This is a genomic window from Cognatundibacterium jejuense (assembly GCF_014284255.1).
GTDB classification, from domain to species: domain Bacteria; phylum Pseudomonadota; class Gammaproteobacteria; order Burkholderiales; family Burkholderiaceae_D; genus Undibacterium; species Undibacterium jejuense.
The window spans coordinates 58,109-76,428 of the sequence record NZ_JACOFV010000007.1 but is presented as its reverse complement, the minus strand read 5'-3'; the positions used below and the strand labels follow the sequence as shown (position 1 = coordinate 76,428).

General features: G+C 46.1%; 17 protein-coding genes. 15 read left to right on the top strand and 2 right to left on the bottom strand.

What is annotated here, in order from left to right; genetic code table 11:
• Positions 1-9 precede the first annotated feature (9 nt).
• The 15 genes from tmk to H8K32_RS09000 all read left to right on the top strand — a co-directional run bounded on the left by tmk (position 10) and on the right by H8K32_RS09000 (position 17,258).
• Positions 10-657, top strand: a complete 648-nt coding sequence (gene tmk, locus H8K32_RS09070) for a dTMP kinase (RefSeq protein WP_186912171.1) — start codon at positions 10-12, stop codon at positions 655-657.
• The gene (holB, locus tag H8K32_RS09065) at positions 654-1,688 is read left to right on the top strand and encodes a DNA polymerase III subunit delta' (protein ID WP_186912170.1); all 1,035 of its coding nucleotides are present in this window, start codon (positions 654-656) and stop codon (positions 1,686-1,688) included. Before tmk ends, holB begins: the two co-directional genes overlap by 4 nt.
• 18 nt (positions 1,689-1,706) lie before the next feature.
• Complete coding sequence (locus tag H8K32_RS09060) at positions 1,707-2,087, top strand: PilZ domain-containing protein (protein WP_186912169.1); 381 nt, start codon at positions 1,707-1,709, stop codon at positions 2,085-2,087.
• Positions 2,088-2,093: 6 nt separating this feature from the next.
• A complete protein-coding gene (locus tag H8K32_RS09055; protein ID WP_186912168.1) occupies positions 2,094-2,597 on the top strand; it encodes a GNAT family N-acetyltransferase in 504 nt (167 codons plus the stop codon).
• A gap of 183 nt (positions 2,598-2,780) precedes the next feature.
• Entirely contained in the window at positions 2,781-3,707 is a 927-nt protein-coding gene (locus H8K32_RS09050; protein WP_186912167.1) for a 23S rRNA (adenine(2030)-N(6))-methyltransferase RlmJ, read from the top strand.
• 400 nt (positions 3,708-4,107) lie between these two features.
• Positions 4,108-5,760 (top strand): 3-(methylthio)propionyl-CoA ligase, encoded by a 1,653-nt coding sequence (locus tag H8K32_RS09045; RefSeq protein WP_186912166.1) that lies wholly within the window; start codon positions 4,108-4,110, stop codon positions 5,758-5,760.
• 167 nt (positions 5,761-5,927) lie between these two features.
• Positions 5,928-7,163, top strand: coding sequence for a branched-chain amino acid ABC transporter substrate-binding protein (locus H8K32_RS09040; protein ID WP_186912165.1), 1,236 nt, complete (start codon positions 5,928-5,930; stop codon positions 7,161-7,163).
• Between the two features lie 123 nt (positions 7,164-7,286).
• Entirely contained in the window at positions 7,287-8,234 is a 948-nt protein-coding gene (locus H8K32_RS09035; RefSeq protein ID WP_186912164.1) for a branched-chain amino acid ABC transporter permease, read from the top strand.
• Positions 8,235-8,237: 3 nt separating this feature from the next.
• Positions 8,238-9,518: a branched-chain amino acid ABC transporter permease gene (locus H8K32_RS09030; protein ID WP_186912163.1), complete on the top strand. Its 1,281-nt coding sequence runs from the start codon at positions 8,238-8,240 to the stop codon at positions 9,516-9,518.
• Positions 9,515-10,282, top strand: a complete 768-nt coding sequence (locus tag H8K32_RS09025) for an ABC transporter ATP-binding protein (RefSeq protein WP_186912162.1) — start codon at positions 9,515-9,517, stop codon at positions 10,280-10,282. The genes H8K32_RS09030 and H8K32_RS09025 overlap by 4 nt, the downstream gene beginning before the upstream one ends.
• Positions 10,279-10,992, top strand: a complete 714-nt coding sequence (locus H8K32_RS09020) for an ABC transporter ATP-binding protein (RefSeq protein WP_186912161.1) — start codon at positions 10,279-10,281, stop codon at positions 10,990-10,992. Before H8K32_RS09025 ends, H8K32_RS09020 begins: the two co-directional genes overlap by 4 nt.
• Positions 10,993-11,171: 179 nt before the next feature.
• The gene (locus tag H8K32_RS09015) at positions 11,172-13,250 is read left to right on the top strand and encodes a 3-hydroxyacyl-CoA dehydrogenase NAD-binding domain-containing protein (protein WP_186912160.1); all 2,079 of its coding nucleotides are present in this window, start codon (positions 11,172-11,174) and stop codon (positions 13,248-13,250) included.
• A gap of 172 nt (positions 13,251-13,422) precedes the next feature.
• Positions 13,423-14,109, top strand: a complete 687-nt coding sequence (locus tag H8K32_RS09010) for a GAF domain-containing protein (protein ID WP_186912159.1) — start codon at positions 13,423-13,425, stop codon at positions 14,107-14,109.
• A gap of 52 nt (positions 14,110-14,161) precedes the next feature.
• Entirely contained in the window at positions 14,162-15,409 is a 1,248-nt protein-coding gene (locus H8K32_RS09005) for a voltage-gated chloride channel family protein (protein WP_186912158.1), read from the top strand.
• Between the two features lie 247 nt (positions 15,410-15,656).
• A complete protein-coding gene (locus H8K32_RS09000) occupies positions 15,657-17,258 on the top strand; it encodes an ABC-F family ATPase (protein ID WP_186912157.1) in 1,602 nt (533 codons plus the stop codon).
• 68 nt (positions 17,259-17,326) lie between these two features.
• Here the strand turns inward: H8K32_RS09000 and H8K32_RS08995 are convergent, their stop codons facing one another.
• Positions 17,327-17,836 carry a hypothetical protein gene (locus tag H8K32_RS08995; protein ID WP_246447244.1) on the bottom strand — a complete coding sequence of 170 codons (510 nt, stop codon included), beginning with the start codon at positions 17,834-17,836 and terminating at the stop codon, positions 17,327-17,329.
• Between the two features lie 231 nt (positions 17,837-18,067).
• Complete coding sequence (locus H8K32_RS08990) at positions 18,068-18,319, bottom strand: hypothetical protein (protein ID WP_186912155.1); 252 nt, start codon at positions 18,317-18,319, stop codon at positions 18,068-18,070.
• Between the last annotated feature and the right edge of the window lies 1 nt (position 18,320).

Below are 18,320 nucleotides of genomic sequence, written 5' to 3'. Positions count from 1 at the left end.
AATGCAAGAATGAAACCTACCGCAAAATTTATCAGCTTTGAAGGCATTGACGGTGCCGGAAAATCGACTCATATTGCCTACGTCGCTGAACGTTTGCAACAAGCCCTGGCAGTGCATGATGTTAAGGTGTTCAGTTCTCGCGAACCGGGTGGCACACCTTTAGGCGAAACTCTACGCGAAGTTTTACTGCAACAAAAAATGCATCTGGAAACAGAAGCTTTATTGATGTTTGCCGTGCGCCGTGAACATATTGCGCAATTGATAGAGCCCGCATTGTCCCGCGGCGATTGGGTGATTTCTGATCGTTTTACCGATGCTAGTTTTGCTTATCAAGGCGGTGGTCGACATTTGTCCCTTGATAAACTCAACGCGCTGGAGCAATGGGTGCATCCGCATTTGCAGCCCGATTTAACCTTGTTGTTTGATGTGCCGTTGGATGTGGCGCGTGCTCGTTTGGATGCAACGCGTCAGTTGGATAAATTTGAGCAAGAAAAGGCTGATTTCTTTGCAGATACCCGCAATGAGTATTTGCGCCGTGCGGCAGAATTTCCTGATCGCTTTCGTATTATTGATTCGACGCAAACGATAGCTGAGATTCGCCAGCAGCTAGATGTGCTGATCGATGTTCTGTTAGCTTCTTCCATGAAGGTCGCATGAGTAACCCGTTATTTACCTGGCAAAATCAGGCATGGGATTATTTCCAGTCCTTACGCGCACGTATGCCGCATGCTTTTTTGCTGTATGGACCGCAGGGTATAGGTAAGACCTTGTTCGCTGAGCACATGGCGCAGTCTTTATTGTGTGATCATCCTGATACTGACGGCCATGCTTGCCAAACATGCGGGTCTTGCGGCTGGTTTAGCCAGTATAGCCATCCAGATTACAGACGGGTTCGTCCCGAGTTAATGGATGAAGAAGAAGCATCATCAAACGAAGCTGAATCCGAAACGACGAGTAAGACTACCAAGGCGAGTAAAACACCCTCAAAGGAAATCGTTATTAATCAGATACGAGGGCTGTCTGATTTTATGAATATTTCTACACATAGACAAGGTAAGCGCGTCATTGTCTTGTATCCCGCTGAGGCATTGAATGTTCCTGCCGCAAATGCTTTGCTGAAGTCGCTTGAGGAACCAAGTGCGGATACTGTCTTTATTCTTGTCACCAACAGTCTGGATAAATTATTGCCGACGATACTTTCACGCTGTCATAAATTTGCCTTGGGCATGCCCGAGCGTGAGGAGGCGCTGGGGTGGATGCAAGCGCAAGGCGCAAAAGATGCAGATATGTGGCTGGCACAGCAAGGTGGAGCACCACTTGCTGCGCTGGAGATGTCGCAATCTGATAATCGTGCAGAGTTAGATGAGTTTTTGCGGCAACTGAGCAAACCAGGTGCAGACAATAGTCTTAAATTGGCTGATAAAATGCAAAAAATGGAGATGCCAATCACGATTGCCTGGATGCAGCGTTGGCTTTACGATATATTTTCTTTTAAACAAAGTGGCAGAATCCGGTATTATCCTCGCTATGAAAGAGAATTAAAGGCCTTGGCAGCAAGGATTGATACGGATTCTTTATTGAAAATCATCAAGAATACGAATGAACGCCAGGCAATTGCTAGTCATCCTTTGTCAGCCAAGTTATTTTTAGAAGATATGTTGCTGGAGTATTCTGCACTCTTCGCTTAAACCCCGCGGAAGCACAAAATGTCCGATTTATCATCAGATTCAGGTATCCCCAATGCTCCCAATCGCCCATCGGTGTTATCGCTGGCGATTAAAGAAAAAGCTGCTTTGTTTGCCGCGTACATGCCCTTCCTGAAAAATGGTGGGATTTTCGTGCCAACCAACAAGAATTACAGAATTGGTGAAGAAATTTACCTTATTCTGACTTTGCTGGATGATCCAGCCAAGTACCCGATTGCTGGTAAGGTCGCTTGGATTACGCCGGCAGGTGCTGGTAATAACAAGTCACAAGGTATCGGTGTTCACTTTCCGGATGACGAAAGTGGTAAACGTATACGCTTGCGTGTTGAGGATGCCCTTGGCGGTGCTTTGCGTTCCAGTCGGGCCACACATACCATTTAATGCATGATGTCTGAAGAATTTGCTTACCGGATCGCCAGATTCGAGGATTTACCCGCAATTGTTGCAATCTATAACTCCACGATTGCATCGCGGCAGGTGACTGCTGATACTGAACCTGTGTCTGTCGAATCCCGGCACACCTGGTTTTATGAACATACGCCAGACCGACGTCCGCTCTGGGTGAGCGAGCGAGATGGTAAAATTACCGGGTGGCTTTCTTTTTCCAATTTTTATGGTCGTCCAGCGTATGCAGGAACGGCTGAGTTATCGATCTATTTGCATGAGGACGCGCGTGGCCAGGGATTAGGGCGACGCTTTCTGACGCAGGCGATAGCTCATGCGCCCACAATTGGTGTGCATACTTTATTAGGCTTTATTTTTGGCCACAACACTCCCAGTCTTAAATTGTTTGAAACATTTGGCTTCGACACATGGGCAAATATGCCTCGTGTTGCAACGCTGGATGGTATAGAACGAGATTTAATTATTCTTGGAAAACGCGTCGATTGACTTCATTTTTAACAATAAAAATAAGGAGAACTCTCGCCAATACGCAGGTCCGGAGCTAGATTTTTTTATGTCTTTTAGCTTTCTTTGCTGCAATTTTGTTTGAGTTCTTAAAAGTCTTAGTCGTTATTATCACGGCAACTTGCAGCAGCAAGTTGCCTTTCATTTTTTTATAGGAATTTCATCATGCTCAGCTATCGCCATGGGTTTCATGCTGGCAATCATGCCGACGTGCTCAAACACTTTGTGTTGATCCAACTACTTCAATATATGAATCAGAAGGATGCAGCGTATACCTATGTGGATACGCATTCAGGTGCAGGCTTGTATGCCCTCGACAGCGGGTATGCAAGCAAAAACGCGGAATTTGAAACTGGTATTGCCCCGCTATGGGATAAAAAAGATTTGCCACCTGCTTTGGCTGACTATATGGATTTAGTGAAAGCCTTAAATCCTAGTGGCAAGATGCGGTATTACCCGGGTTCACCTTACTGCGCTGACAAAGTCATGCGTGAACAGGATCGCTTACGTTTATTTGAATTGCATCCGAGTGAAATCAAAATTCTGAGTGAAAATTTCAGAAAACTTGATGCACACGCTGCAGAGCAGGGCCGCCGTCCAACGGTGCGTGGCAAACGTGTGATTATTTCTGATGGAGATGGTTTTGAGAGCCTGAAAGCTTTATTGCCACCACCATCGCGCCGCGGGTTGGTGTTAATTGATCCGCCATATGAAGTCAAAGATGACTATCGCCGCGTCAAGGTAGCACTTGAAGACGCATTAAAGCGTTTCCCATCGGGCACTTATGCAATCTGGTATCCATCCTTAAATCGTCAGGAATCCCGTCAATTGCCTGATAAATTAAAACGCCTGCCAAGCAAGGATTGGTTAAACGTTACTTTATCCATCAGTGGTCCTACGCCAGATGGTTTTGGCTTGCATAGTAGTGGCATGTTCATTTTGAATCCACCATGGACTTTGATGGCGACTTTGAAAGAAGTCATGCCATATTTGGTTGCGGCTTTAGGAACAGATAAGGAGGCGAATTTTGTATTGGAGTCCGGGGCACCAGTCACTGGCGCTGGTACCAATTTGCGACCGAAACGCACTTAAAACTCAGATAAAGGCGTGAAGTCATCTTTGCGTTAAGAAAGGCGAGGTAGAGCGATACGATATCGTTTTATTCTCGCCTTTTTACCTTTTGTTAAACTGAATGTGACATTTTTGAGCACTTTTTGAGACGCTTTTTTGCGCGTTGCAATATCGTTATCATCACTGTTTTAATGAGGTAATTGCAGTATGTGGCGTGTTTTATAGTTGGAAATGCTGCTGCGCGGCAAAAATAGTGATTGACGAATTAGAACGGTCGTACAAAAATCGGTAGGCCGTTCTGACTTACACGATGGCGGATAGTGCATTGGTGGTAAGTATCGTGTGAGATCAGGTTAAACAATGACGGAACGTGATAAAAAGACGAGTGACAGACCAGCAGCATTTTTTTTGAGGAGCGCAAATGTCAGTGCATGCAATGAGTCCGGTATTGGGTCAGATGATGAACAAACCTATGCTGATCTCCAGCATTATCGAACATGCAGATCGATACTTTGGAAAAAATGAGATAGTATCGCGGCGGGTGGAAGGGGACATGCACCGCTACAACTACACGCAATGTCACCAGCGTACAAAAAAGTTGGCTAATGCACTAAAAAAATTACAAGTACAACTCGGCGATCGCATCGCAACTTTGGCTTGGAATGGCTATCGTCACCTGGAAATTTATTATGCCGTCTCTGGCTCTGGGGCGGTTTTGCATACCGTGAATCCACGTCTGCATCCAGAACAAATTTCTTACATCGTCAATCATGCAGAAGATCAGTATCTGTTTTTTGACATCACTTTTTTACCCATTATTCACGCCATCGCACCGCTTTGTCCAAACGTCAAAGCATTTGTCATGATGTGTGATCGCGATCGTATGCCAACGGATGGCAAAATCGCGAATCTCTTGTGCTATGAAGACTTGATTAATGACAATAATGATGATTTTGTCTGGCCGATGTTTGATGAAAATTCTGCATCCAGTCTTTGTTATACCTCTGGAACAACGGGGCATCCAAAAGGAGCTTTGTACTCGCACCGATCAACGATCTTGCATTCTTATGCCTCGGCGTTGCCAGATGGCCTTAACGTATCAGCGCGTGATTCAATTTTGCCAGTGGTGCCAATGTTCCATGTTAACGCATGGGGATTGCCTTATTCCGGTCCACTCACAGGCGCTAAGCTTGTTTTCCCCGGACCGCATCTCGACGGTAAATCGCTCTACGAATTATTCGAGCAAGAGCAGGTTACTTTTTCAGCAGGCGTTCCAACCGTGTGGTTGGGCTTGTTGACCTATGTCGGTCAGAATGATTTGAAATTTTCCAGTTTCAAACGGACCGTTATTGGCGGCTCTGCTTGCCCGCCAGCCATGATGAAAACTTTGCGCCACACTTATGGCGTGGAAGTTGTGCATGCATGGGGAATGACCGAGATGTCGCCGCTGGGAACCGCATGTACTTTACTCTCCCGACACAATGATCTGAGTGAAGAGGAAAAAGAAGTAATATTGGCAAAGCAAGGGCACGTCCTGTATGGCGTAGATATGAAAATCGTCGACGACGCCGGTAAAGAATTGCCTTGGGATGGAAAGACTTACGGCAATTTGCTCGTCAAGGGGCCGTGGATTATTTCTTCTTATTTTAAAGGCGAGGGCGGAAATGTATTGCAAGACGGATGGTTTCCGACTGGGGATGTCGCTACCATCGACGTTGATGGTTATATGCAAATCACAGATAGAAGCAAAGACGTGATCAAATCCGGGGGCGAATGGATCGGTACAATTGATCTGGAGAATGTGGCCGTTTCACATCCTGCCGTATTGCAGGCGGCGTGTATTGGTGTGTTTCATCCAAAATGGGACGAGAGGCCTTTGTTATTGGTCGTCAAAAAACCTGGTGCCGAACTGACAAAAGAAACTTTACTTGAATTTTTTGAGGGACGTGTCGCGAAATGGTGGACACCTGATGATGTGGTGTTCATCGACGCTTTGCCTATGGGGGCGACAGGGAAGATTTTAAAAAATAAACTCAGGGAACAATTTAAAGATCATCGATTGCCCACGGCATAAGGCTGAAAGGCGTTGCTGCAAGAAAATCACATTTTTTTCAGCAACGCCTGTTTTTTTGTATGTTTGGATGTTCAGTTTCAGGAGTGTAGCGAATAGAAGATCGTAGATGTCAGTAGTTCAGCAGGGTGAATATCGTTTTCCACAATACCATCATTGGAGAGAAACAAATGGCCTTCCCACTTCGTGTTTCAATTGTTGCAGTTTCATTGACCTTGCTTGCCCCATTATCAATGGCGGAAACGATCAAAATCGCTTATATCGATCCTTTATCTGGCCCGTTTGCTCCAGTTGGTCAAAATATTCTGAACTCATTCCAGTACGTTGCTGATAAAGCGAATGCTGAAAAGTGGGCTGGTAACAATACATTTGAAGTGGTAGGCTTTGACAATAAGGCTAGCCCGCAAGAATCCTTAAACGTACTTAAAACGGTGATTGACAAGGGCTTTCGCTACATCACTCAAGGCAATGGATCAGGCGCAGGGCTGGCTTTAATGGACGCAGTGAATAAATATAATGAGCGCAATCCTGGTAAAGAAATTGTGTATCTGAATCACGCCGCCGTTGATCCTGACATGACAAACAGCAAATGTAGTTTCTGGCATTTCCGTTTTGATGCCAATTCTGACATGAAGATGGAAGCCTTAACCAGTTATCTGGTCAACGATAAAAGCGTAAAGAAAGTCTATGTTATTGGGCAGAATTACTCTTTTGGACAGCAAGTGAGTCGTGCTGCAAAAGAATATTTGGCTCGCAAACGCCCTGATATTCAAGTAGTTGGCGACGATTTGCATCCTATCGGTCAAGTCAAAGACTTTTCCCCTTACATTGCCAAAATTAAAGCCTCTGGCGCTGACACCGTTATTACCGGTAACTGGGGTGCAGATCTCGCTTTGCTGATTAAAGCTGCAAAAGATGCTGATCTAAAAGCGAACTTTTTTACTTATTACGCATCCACAACCGGCGTCCCTACTGCAATGGGTCCGGCGGGTATTGATCGCGTCAAATATGTCGCCTACTGGAACACCAACAATGAAGGCTTTGTAGGTAAGGATATTGTTCAAGGTTTCAAAGCCAAATACAAAGACGACTACTATTCAATGGCAACCTATTCAATCCTGACCGCCATGTCGCAAGCGGTAAAGCAAGCAAAATCAATCGATCCGGTGAAAGTGGCATTTGCCTTGGAGGGAGCAAATTTCAAGAGCCTCAATGGCGATGTCAGCATGCGCAAAATGGATCACCAATTGCAGCAACCTTTGTACATAGCAACTTGGGTGAAAACCAACGGCAAAGACGTTTTTTTTGATCAGGAAAACACCGGCCTCGGGTGGAAGACAGATATCAAAATCGATTCCTATGTTGCCTCACAGCCTTCGTCTTGTCAGATGAAGCGACCTGGCTAAGTCCAATTCAAAAAAGGGTGGCGTCAGAAGTAAAATGCCGCTCTTTTTTGTCAGTCGATGCTGCAATTGTGCAGACGGTTTCCGGACGATTTGCGGTACGTTCATTAAAGAGGATTGTGTACCTTGGAATTTACTCTGATTACTTTGCTCAACGGCGTAAGCTATGGGCTGCTATTGTTTATGTTGTCCTCGGGTTTGACTTTAATCTTTAGCATGATGGGGGTGCTTAATTTTGCCCATGCCAGTTTTTATATGCTGGGTGCTTATTTTGCTGCAATGCTGAGTGCGCATTTCGGGTTCTGGTCTGCATTAGTCCTGGCGCCAGTTGCCGTCGGCATATTGGGGAGTTTGGTCGAGCGTTTTGGATTACGTAAAGTCCATCAATATGGTCACATTCCGGAGCTTTTATTTACTTTTGGTTTGTCATACGTGATTCTTGAGGTTGTCCAGCTCATCTGGGGTAGAGCTAGTATCCCCTATGCGATTCCGGCTGAACTCGATGGTCCTCTTTTTACGCTCTATACAACGACCTTTCCTAAATACCGTGCATTTATGATGTTGGTTGCGATGGTGATGCTACTTGCGATCTATCTATTGCTGACTAAAACCCGAATCGGTTTAATTATTCAAGCGGCCCTGACGCATCCAGATGCAGTTGAGGCGCTCGGTCATAACGTCCCGCGCGTTTTTATGCTGGTGTTCGGCGGTGGTTGCGCATTGGCGGGGCTGGCGGGTGTGGTTGGCGGGAATGCGTTTGTGACTGAACCTGGCATGGCCGCAACGCTGGGTAGCATCATCTTTGTCGTGGTCGTCGTTGGCGGGATGGGCTCCTTGGGTGGCGCTTTTATTGCATCTCTGCTCATCGGCATATTGCAAACCTTTGCCGTCGCTCTTGACTATTCTCTCGCTAGTGTCCTGAAAGTTATTGGTATCGCCGTGCAAATGAATTCACCATGGTATTCCCTTTTAAGTTTAACCATTTCTCAGGTAGCGCCAGTAATGCCTTATCTGTTGCTGGTACTGATCCTGATTTTCAGGCCACGTGGTTTATTGGGTACGAGAGAGGGGTAGATCATGAAACAACACATACTTTCTCGCTTAGGCGGGACGTTGTTGGTGTGGTTTAGTTTCGCAGTTTTGCTGGTCCTTGCCCCAAAAATCTTTAATCAGGGGGCATCGCTGTCCTTGTTATCGCAGATGGGTACGTTGATGATTTTTGGTTTGTCCTTCAATATGCTATTGGGGCAAGGCGGCATGCTGTCGTTCGGGCATGCCGTGTATTCTGGTTTAGGCGCTTTCTTCGCTATTCATGCGATGAATTTCGCGGCCACCGGTGTGGTGACTATTCCAGTAAGTATTATTCCTCTTATTGGTGGTATCGCGGGATTGTTTTTTGGCCTGTTATTTGGCTACGTTACGACCAAAAAATCTGGTACGACATTTTCTATGATCACGCTTGGCATGGTGGAGTTGGTATTTGCCTGTTCTTTGATGTTCCCTAAATTTTTTGGAGGAGAAGGCGGAATCACAACGAATAGGGTAATGGGCGATGCTTTTCTTGGGATTACTTTCGGGCCACAAATTGAGGTCTACTATTTAATCGCGTTCTGGCTCTTCATCAGTACTGTGGCAATGTATGCGTTTACCCAGACGCCATTGGGGAGAATGATTAACGCGGTCAGAGATAACCCGGAACGGGCTGAATTTATTGGCTACGACACGCAATGGGTGCGTTACCTGACCTTGATACTTTCCGCCTTTTTTGCTGGCATTGCAGGTGGTTTGTCAGCGATTAATTTTGAAATAGTGACGGCTGAGAATGTCAGCGCGCTACGCTCTGGTGCCGTTTTGCTATTTAGCTTTATCGGCGGCATTGGTTATTTTTTTGGGCCAATGATAGGCGCAGTGGTCGGTGTCTTCTTAACGGTGATGCTGTCTGATTTTACTAAAGCTTGGCAATTCTATTTGGGGATATTTTTTATTTTGATTGTGATGTTTGCCCCTGGCGGTATTGCTGGTATTTGCGCATCTTACTATCGCATGTTTAAATTTGGGAAGTTTCGACAAATCTGGCCTTCGTTCTGGAAGATATTTTCTGCTGTGCTATTGATTACTGCAGGCAGCATTCTTGCGGTTGAGATGTTGTATCAGCGCTCACTCGGAGGCGATCAGGATCCAGTTGTGAAGATCGCAGGAGTCGCATTTAACGCATTTGAAAGTACACCGTGGTTCATCGCTGCATTTTTTTGTTTGATGGGAGGACTGGGATTTCTCTATACGCAATCCAGGTTCCTGTTTGCATGGAATACCGCGCTCGCTGAAATAGAAGTGACTACCTCAAAGGGGGATGAATGAGTCAGTTTGCGCTGGAATTAAAGGATGTTCGCAAAAGCTTCGGTTCAGCCGAAATTATTCGGGGTGCAAGCTTGCAGGTTGTTAAAGGCGAACGCGTAGCGATAATAGGTCCGAACGGAGCCGGAAAATCGACCTTGTTTAACTTGATTTCGGGGCGTTTTGGCATTACATCTGGTGAGATTTTACTCAATGGAAATAGTATTGATGGTTTAGCGCCATATCAAATAAATCGGCGTGGCCTGTCCCGTAGCTTTCAGATCACCAATATCTTCCATCGCCTCAGTGTGTATGAAAATTTGCGCTGTGCCGTTTTATGGTCTTTGGGCTACAAGTACTCATTTTGGCAACGTTTAAACGGTTTGAAAGATGTGCACGAGTTGGCAATGAATGTGATGGCGCAAATTGGTTTGCAAGCCCGCAGCAATGTCACTGCCGGATCGCTGACGTATGCCGAACAGCGGGCGCTGGAAATCGGCATTACTGTCGCCGGTGGCGCAGAAGTTATTTTGCTTGATGAACCAACGGCTGGGATGAGTCGTTCAGAGTCCGATGCCGCCGTTGAGTTGATCCGTAAAATGACAGCAGGCAAGACATTATTAATGGTAGAGCATGACATGAGCGTGGTATTTGGCTTGGCCGACAAAATCGCTGTTGTAGTTTATGGTGAGGTCATTGCTTGCGATACGCCGCAAAATATTCGTCAAAATCAGCAAGTGAAAGATGCTTATTTGGGCGGGCACGCGCCGATGGAGAATGCCGCATGAGTGCACTGCTCGAAGTCAAAGATTTACACGCGTTCTATGGGAAAAGTCACGTTTTGCATGGCGTTAATTTACGGGTCAATGAAAACGAAATCGTTAGCTTGCTTGGGCGTAATGGTGTCGGCCGTTCGACGACCGTTAAATCGATTATGGGACAGGTGCAAACGCAAGGTGCAATTCATTTTAAGTCGCAGCAGATCAACGGCTTTAAAGCATTTCAGATTGCGCATAAAGGTATAGGCTATGTACCGGAAAATCGCGATATTTTCCCTACACTGACGGTAGAACAGAACCTGTTACTTGGACAGAAGAGCGGTAAGCTTGCCCATACACCGGCGCGGTGGTGTATCGACGATATGTACCAGATGTTTCCACGCCTTAAAGAGCGTAGAAATACGATGGCGGGGGTCATGTCTGGCGGTGAGCAACAAATGTTGACCTTGTGTCGCACATTAATGGGAGATCCTGATTTGATCATGATCGACGAGCCTACCGAAGGCCTGGCGCCAATGATCGTCAAATTGGTGGCTGAATATCTTGAGGAACTGCGTCGCCGGGGTATTTCTGTTTTACTGGTGGAACAAAAATTAGCAATCGCTTTACAGATTTCTCAGCGCGTCTACGTTATGGGGCACGGTTCTATTGTCTTTGAAGGAACTCCAGAAGATCTGATGGCGAATGACAAAATCCGGCAGGAGTGGCTGGAAGTTTAGTGGATCTTTGCGTAGAGATTTGCCCGTTTTTAACAGATTTCAAATAAAAATAATACGATCGTACTATTTTGAGTTATAGTAAAACCTGATTTGCGTACACCGCCATGTTTGATCACCGTCTTTATGTGTTTTTAGACTGACAAACACGGTATTCAAACTGCATATATTTAGGAAGAGACATGAGCGCAGAATACAAAGCAGAAGGCAATATTGCCGTCATTACCCTAACTAATCCTCCGGTCAACGGACTAGGTTTTGCGACCAGACATGCGATCGTTGAAGGCATGAAGCTGGCATTGAACGATGATGCGATTACAGCGATCGTTATTACCGGTGCTGGAAAAGCCTTCTCTGGCGGGGCTGATATCAAAGAATTTAACTCTCCGAAAGCATTTGCTGAGCCAAGTTTACACACGGTGATTAACGTGCTGGAATCATCCGAAAAGCCGGTGATTGCGGCGATTCATAGCGTTTGCATGGGCGGCGGTCTGGAATTGGCGTTGGGTTGCCATTATCGGCTTGCCAGCCCGGGTGCGCAAATCGCATTACCAGAAGTAAAATTAGGTATTTTGCCGGGCGCTGGCGGTACGCAGCGTTTGCCACGGGTTGTTGGCTTGGAGCTGGCACTCAATATGATTGTTTCAGGTACGCCAATAGCTTCCGAGAAGCTGGCAAAAACCGCGCTCTTTAATGAGGTGGTTGAGGGCGATCTGATGCAAGCCGCTTTTGCATTCGCGAATAAAGTTGCGGCAGTTCGCCCGTTACCGAAGGTACGCGACATCAAAGTCGATTATCCAAATTACGAAGCCTTTTTGCAATTTTCTCGCAATACCGTGCGCGCCATGTCAGGGCCTTTCCCCGCACCTCTGAAATGTGTCGAAGCCGTTGCCGCTGCCGTTACCAAGAGGTTTGACGATGGCATGAAGCTCGAACGTGATTTGTTCCTGGAGCTGGTGCAATCGACGGAATCCAAGGCGTTGCGTCACGCGTTTTTTGGTGAGCGTGCCGCTAGTAAGCTGCCTGACGTACCGGACGATACACCGGTTCGCCCGATTAAATCAGTCGCAGTCATTGGTGCTGGTACCATGGGCGGCGGTATTGCAATGAACTTCGCTAATGCGGGCATTCCGGTACAAATTTTGGAAATGAAGCAAGAGGCCTTGGATAAAGGTCTGGCAACGATACGCAAGAATTACGAAAACACCCTCAAAAAAGGCAAACTCACGCAGGAAAAATTCGAGCAGCGCGTGGGCTTGATCACCGGCACGCTTTCGTATGAAGAAATCGCTCAAGCCGATTTAGTGATTGAAGCGGTGTTCGAAGACATGGGCGTCAAAGAGCAAGTCTTTAAAAAACTCGATGAAGTTATGAAGCAGGGCGCGATTCTGGCCTCCAATACATCAACCTTGGACCTGGATAAAATCGCTGATTTCACTAAGCGTCCTCAGGATGTCATCGGCACCCACTTTTTCAGTCCGGCGAATGTGATGAAATTGCTGGAAATCGTCCGCGGCAAAAAAACTGCAAATGACGTTCTGGCGACTATCTTGGGCATTTCCAAGAAAATCAAAAAAACGGGGGTGGTGTCTGGTGTCTGCGACGGCTTCATTGGCAATCGCATGATAGAACAGTACAGCCGCCAGGCGGGCTTCTTGTTGGAAGAAGGATGTACGCCTGAACAAGTTGATAAGGCAGTTGAAAAACTCGGTTTCGCTATGGGTCCTTTCCGCATGGGTGATCTGGCTGGTAACGATATCGGCTGGTATATCCGTAAACGTCGCTATGTCGAAAAGCCACAAATAACTTATTCCAAAACGGCCGACTTATTGTGTGAGATGGGGCGTTTCGGGCAAAAAACTGGCGCCGGTTGGTATGACTATAAACCCGGTGACCGTAAGGCTTATCCATCATCAGTCGTGAATGATATGATCGTCAAACACTCAGCAGATCTGGGAATTACGCGCAGAAAAATCTCTGACCAGGAAATCGTTGAACGCTTGATTTATTCACTCGTTAATGAAGCTGCGTATATATTGGAAGAGGGTATTGCAACACGCGCTTCTGATATCGATATGGTGTACCTGACTGGTTATGGTTTCCCATTGCATACTGGTGGTCCAATGTTCTATGCCGATACAGTTGGCTTGCCAAATGTGGTGATGGCAATGGCGAAATATGCCAAAGGACGCCATGGTGACGCCTGGAAGCCTGCGCCATTACTGGCAAGGCTGGCGGAGGAAGGGAAAACGTTTAACTGATCTGGCGAGATGAGCGAGTTTTTCAAGTCGCCCCCTGATATATTGATGTGTTGCCTTAAAAAGCGCGGTCTTAGTACCGCGTTTTTTTATCCAACTACGCATCGCGCGAGATGTTCTGACGGCGTTGCGTCTATCTGCTAAACTGACTCGCATTTTAGTTGCCGGAACCCCTATGTTAATCGACCAATACCTCTCCCGGAGCGGGATTCAAAAACAAGACTTGCCTTCAGATTTTTCTACGCTATTTGCCGGATACCAGAGTCAATTAAATAACTTGGCTCAAGCGTCGCCAGAGAACATCAAATGGCAATACCAGGTGCCAGAATTGGGTGAGGGCGGTTCTTGTTCTATCTTCGATCAATTGGCAGCGGAGCCTTATGATTTGTCAGTGATACTCGGCGGTAAAACAGCAGCCAACGTCCAGATGCTTGGTCAATTGCAAAGTATCGTCGATTTCTATCAGCAGCAAAGTGCAAGTCAATGGTTTGGTGTTTACCAGAAGCGTCAGAACCAACAAGGTGACACGGTCTTGGTGAAGCTGGCTTATTTCGGAGCAGCTTCACGTGCTGAATTTCCTTTGACGCAAGAGTTTGCAGCAATGAGTAATAACAGCACAGTTGGTATGACAGGAAAAGCACGGATTATTAACGACGTTGGCGTTTATCTGGCTGCAGGGGGCGAGTATTACACTTGCGATCCCAAAGTGCAGTCAGAAGCTTGTTTGCCACTATTGGCCGATGATGGTAGTGTGATAGGCATTATTGATTCCGAAGCTTTTTCAAAAAATATGTTTATTGAAAAGGAATTAGCGTTGCTTTTATCTGTTGCGACAGCTTTGGCTGTGATACTTCAATCTTAATCATGGCTACCAAGGCTGCTGCCAGTGAGTCCTTATCGTCTGTAGAAATTACATGGAAAATTCAGAAGCTTTTGAGCGTCACCATTTATTGATTTATTTAGTTAAATGGCTACCATTGGCAGCCTTGGTTGCCTTGTTGGCGGGCACAGCTTCTGCGTTTTTCTTGTTTGCGCTGGAATGGGCGACTGCCACGCGCATTGCGCATCGTGAATTGATGCTGGCTTTGCCTCTTGCTGGTTTTTTTGTCGGTTGGCTGTATCTGCGTTTTGGTCAGCAAGTGGAGGCAGGGAATAATTTATTGATCGATGAAATCCATGACCCCAAAAAAGTGATTCCTTTGCGCATGGCACCCTTGGTGCTCGCAGGTACCGTGATTTCTCATTTGGTTGGGGCATCAGTTGGGCGTGAGGGAACCGCCGTGCAAATGGGCGGCGCATTAGCAGATCAGCTGACGCATGTATTTAAGCTCAAGTCCGAGGACAGGCGAATTTTGTTAATGGCTGGGATTAGTGCAGGTTTTGCTTCGGTTTTCGGTACGCCACTGGCCGGTGCGATTTTCGGACTTGAGGTGTTGGCGATTGGCAGATTGCGATTTGATTCTTTGTTGCCTTGTCTGATCGCTGCCGTGGTCGCCGACCAGGTAGGTTTATTATGGGGTGTTCATCATACGCATTATCATATCGCTAATATTCCTGGCTTTAACGCCTGGATTGTTTTGGCAATATTATTTGCCGGAGCGGTGTTTGGTTTGACTGGACGCGTGTTTGCTACGCTGACGCATGGTCTGAGTACCTTGATGAAAGACTCAATCGGTTATGCGCCATTGCGACCGTTTCTTGGCGGTATCGTTGTTGCCAGCGTAGCTTATTTTTTTAACGCTGATCGGTTTATTGGTCTTGGAATACCGGGCATTGTTGATGCGTTTGCGCATCCGCTTGCCTCGTACGATTTTGCGGTTAAAGGTTTATTTACCATCGCCTCTCTTGGAACCGGTTTTAAAGGTGGTGAGGTGACGCCTTTATTCTACATTGGTGCTAGCTTGGGAAATATTCTGGCGCCTTTCCTGCATTTACCGTTTGCCTTACTGGCTGGTTTGGGGTTTGTGGCGGTTTTTGCTGGTGCTGCGAATACGCCAATTGCATCCACATTTATGGCGATAGAACTATTTGGTGCTGATATTGGCGTTTACGCCGCCTTGGCTTGTGTTGTTAGTTATTTATTTTCTGGCGATACAGGAATTTATCGCGCTCAAAGAAAAGCTCAGGCAAAGCATCAGGCAACGCTCGAATCAAACTGGTGATGAGGTTTTTAACTGCAATTTAGATAATATTTTTGTAGTAAATCCACGGATTGCTTGAGCATTGCGGCAGGGTCTCAGTGTTTTCCTGTCGATACTTGAATTTGAGTCGACTTCACTTAAGATAAAACGTTGAGTGATTTCAAATCACGGCTTTATTTTGCCACTCTCCTTTGGGGGACTAAAATCCTGGCTGCAAGCGATGTTATAATTTAAGGTTAATTCATATCTTTATCGCAAAAGGTTTTCTGTGCTATCTACCGCTAACATTACCATGCAGTTCGGCCCTAAGCCGCTGTTTGAAAACATCTCCGTCAAGTTTGGCGAAGGCAACCGTTATGGCTTAATTGGTGCCAATGGTTGCGGCAAATCGACTTTCATGAAAATTCTGGGTGGTGACCTCGAGCAATCCTCTGGTACCGTCATGCTGGATCAAAACGAACGTCTCGGTAAATTGCGCCAGGATCAGTTTGCATTTGAAGATATGCGTGTGCTTGATGTCGTCATGATGGGCCATACTGAAATGTGGGCTGCTATGGCTGAACGCGACGCGATCTACGCCAACCCAGAAGCAACTGATGACGATTACATGAAGGCGGCTGATTTAGAGGCGAAGTTCGCTGAATATGACGGCTATACTGCGGAAGCTCGCGCAGGCGAGTTATTGCTGGGCGTGGGCATTCCGACAGACCAACATCAGGGGACGATGAGTTCAGTTGCACCTGGCTGGAAATTGCGCGTTTTATTGGCGCAGGCGCTGTTCTCAAATCCAGACATTTTGCTGCTTGATGAACCGACCAATAACCTCGATATCAACACGATTCGCTGGTTAGAAGATATTTTGAATCAGCGTAATTCGACCATGATTATCATTTCCCATGATCGTCACTTCCTGAATCAGGTATGTACGCACATGGCAGATATGGATTACGGCACGTTGAAAATCTATCCAGGCAATTACGATGATTACATGCTCGCATCATCCCAAGCGCGCGCTCAACAGTTGGCCAATAATGCCAAGGCAAAAGACAAAGTCGCTGAATTACAAGACTTCGTCCGTCGCTTCTCTGCAAACAAGTCGAAGGCGCGTCAAGCAACTTCACGCGCGAAACAGATTGATAAGATCAAAATTGAAGAATTTAAACCATCTAGTCGCCAAAATCCATTTGTGCGTTTTGATGGTGAGAAGAAATTGCATCGCCTTGCCGTTGAAGTGCAGGGAATTACCAAAGCTTACGATCGTACCTTGTTCAAAAATGTTGAGCTCATGGTTGAGGCTGGTGAGCGCATCGCAATTATCGGCTCCAATGGTGTCGGTAAAACCACTTTGCTGCGCTGCATCGGTGGCAAGGAAATCGCAGGCTTAGATGCGGATCGCGGTACCGTTAAATGGGCGGAGAACGCAAATGTCGGCTACATGCCGCAAGATCCGACCGAAGAATTTGCAACAGATAAAAATCTGACGGACTGGATCGGTCAATGGACGCAAGAAGGTGATGATGATCAGGCGGTACGTTCTATCCTGGGTCGTTTATTGTTTGGCGGCGATGATGTGAAAAAATCCGTCAAAGTATTATCTGGTGGTGAAAAAGGCCGCATGATGTACGGTAAATTGATGTTGGGTCGTCACAATGTATTGTTAATGGATGAGCCAACCAATCACATGGATATGGAATCAATTGAGTCTCTCAATATTGCGCTTGAAAAATACGCTGGAACTTTGATTTTCGTTTCACATGACCGAGAATTCGTTTCTTCTTTGGCGAACCGTATTCTGGAAATTAAAGAAAACGAAATCATTGATTTCCGAGGTAGCTATGAAGAATATCTGGCTAGCCAAGGCATCGAATAAGAGTGATAAGCTTTTTGTGATACGAAAAAGCCCGGATAATTTTCCGGGCTTTTTTAATCAATCACTACTTACTTGTAATCGAAGATGGTATCCGTACTCAGACTATCTCGCTTAATTTTTTCACTCTCATGCAGCAAGAGATCAAGCCTATCCCGCAAACTGCGCGCCATCTCACGGCCTTTGACTTTTAGTATTGCCTCAAGGTATGCGTGACGCAGATTTTTAAAGTCATCGATCGATTTTGCCCGCTCGACTTTAAGCTGTAAAGTGAAGCCGCGAAATCCTAAAGCGCTCTTGATGGTGTCGTTAAAGAAATTGTAAATTGCCTGGAATTGTTCGGCTTCTGTTTCCTCAGTGGAAACGTTATCTGATTGGGCGATGGGGGGCTGATTTTCCTCCTTGACTGCCACGTCTGACTCGTCGCTTTCTGATGCAGGCGCAGACGCAGGCTCAGGCTCGAGCTCAAGCGTGGGAGCAATCATTTCCAGATCGATCAGCTCCTGAATACTGTTTTCATCTAAACCTATTGCAGCCAACTTTTTAAGTAAATCCGCAGCACTTTTTTTTCCATCAATCATCACTAGTAAAGTGCGTAATCGATTCGCTAATTGATGTTTCCTGGTTGCGATTTCTTCGCGGCCTTTTTCGGTCTTATCATATGCACAGCTAAGCATGTTTTTGCGCGTTCCTGAAAATGATCTCGGAGCCAGAATGGGCTTCTGTTAATACGGCAAAAGGATACATGAGCTTATCATTGTAAGCTATAGCTTAATTTGTATTAAATCGTAGTCTTGTTGGTATTTTACTTGCTATTTGCGAATGAAATTAATTGGTTTTACATCAAGATCGGACTTAATAATTGTTGACGTTTCACAGCTGTTGCACGACGAAGAGCAGCCACTTGCACAATTTTTTATAGTGCTGTCAAACTGGTTTGCTAATTGCGGGTGGCGCTCTGCTAATCCCGCATGTATTTTTTTGCGTAAGGAGGCGGGGATCCATTTGAAAAATAGATAAGCTGTTGCGAGCAATAGAATAGCAATGGTGATGGCTGTTTGCATA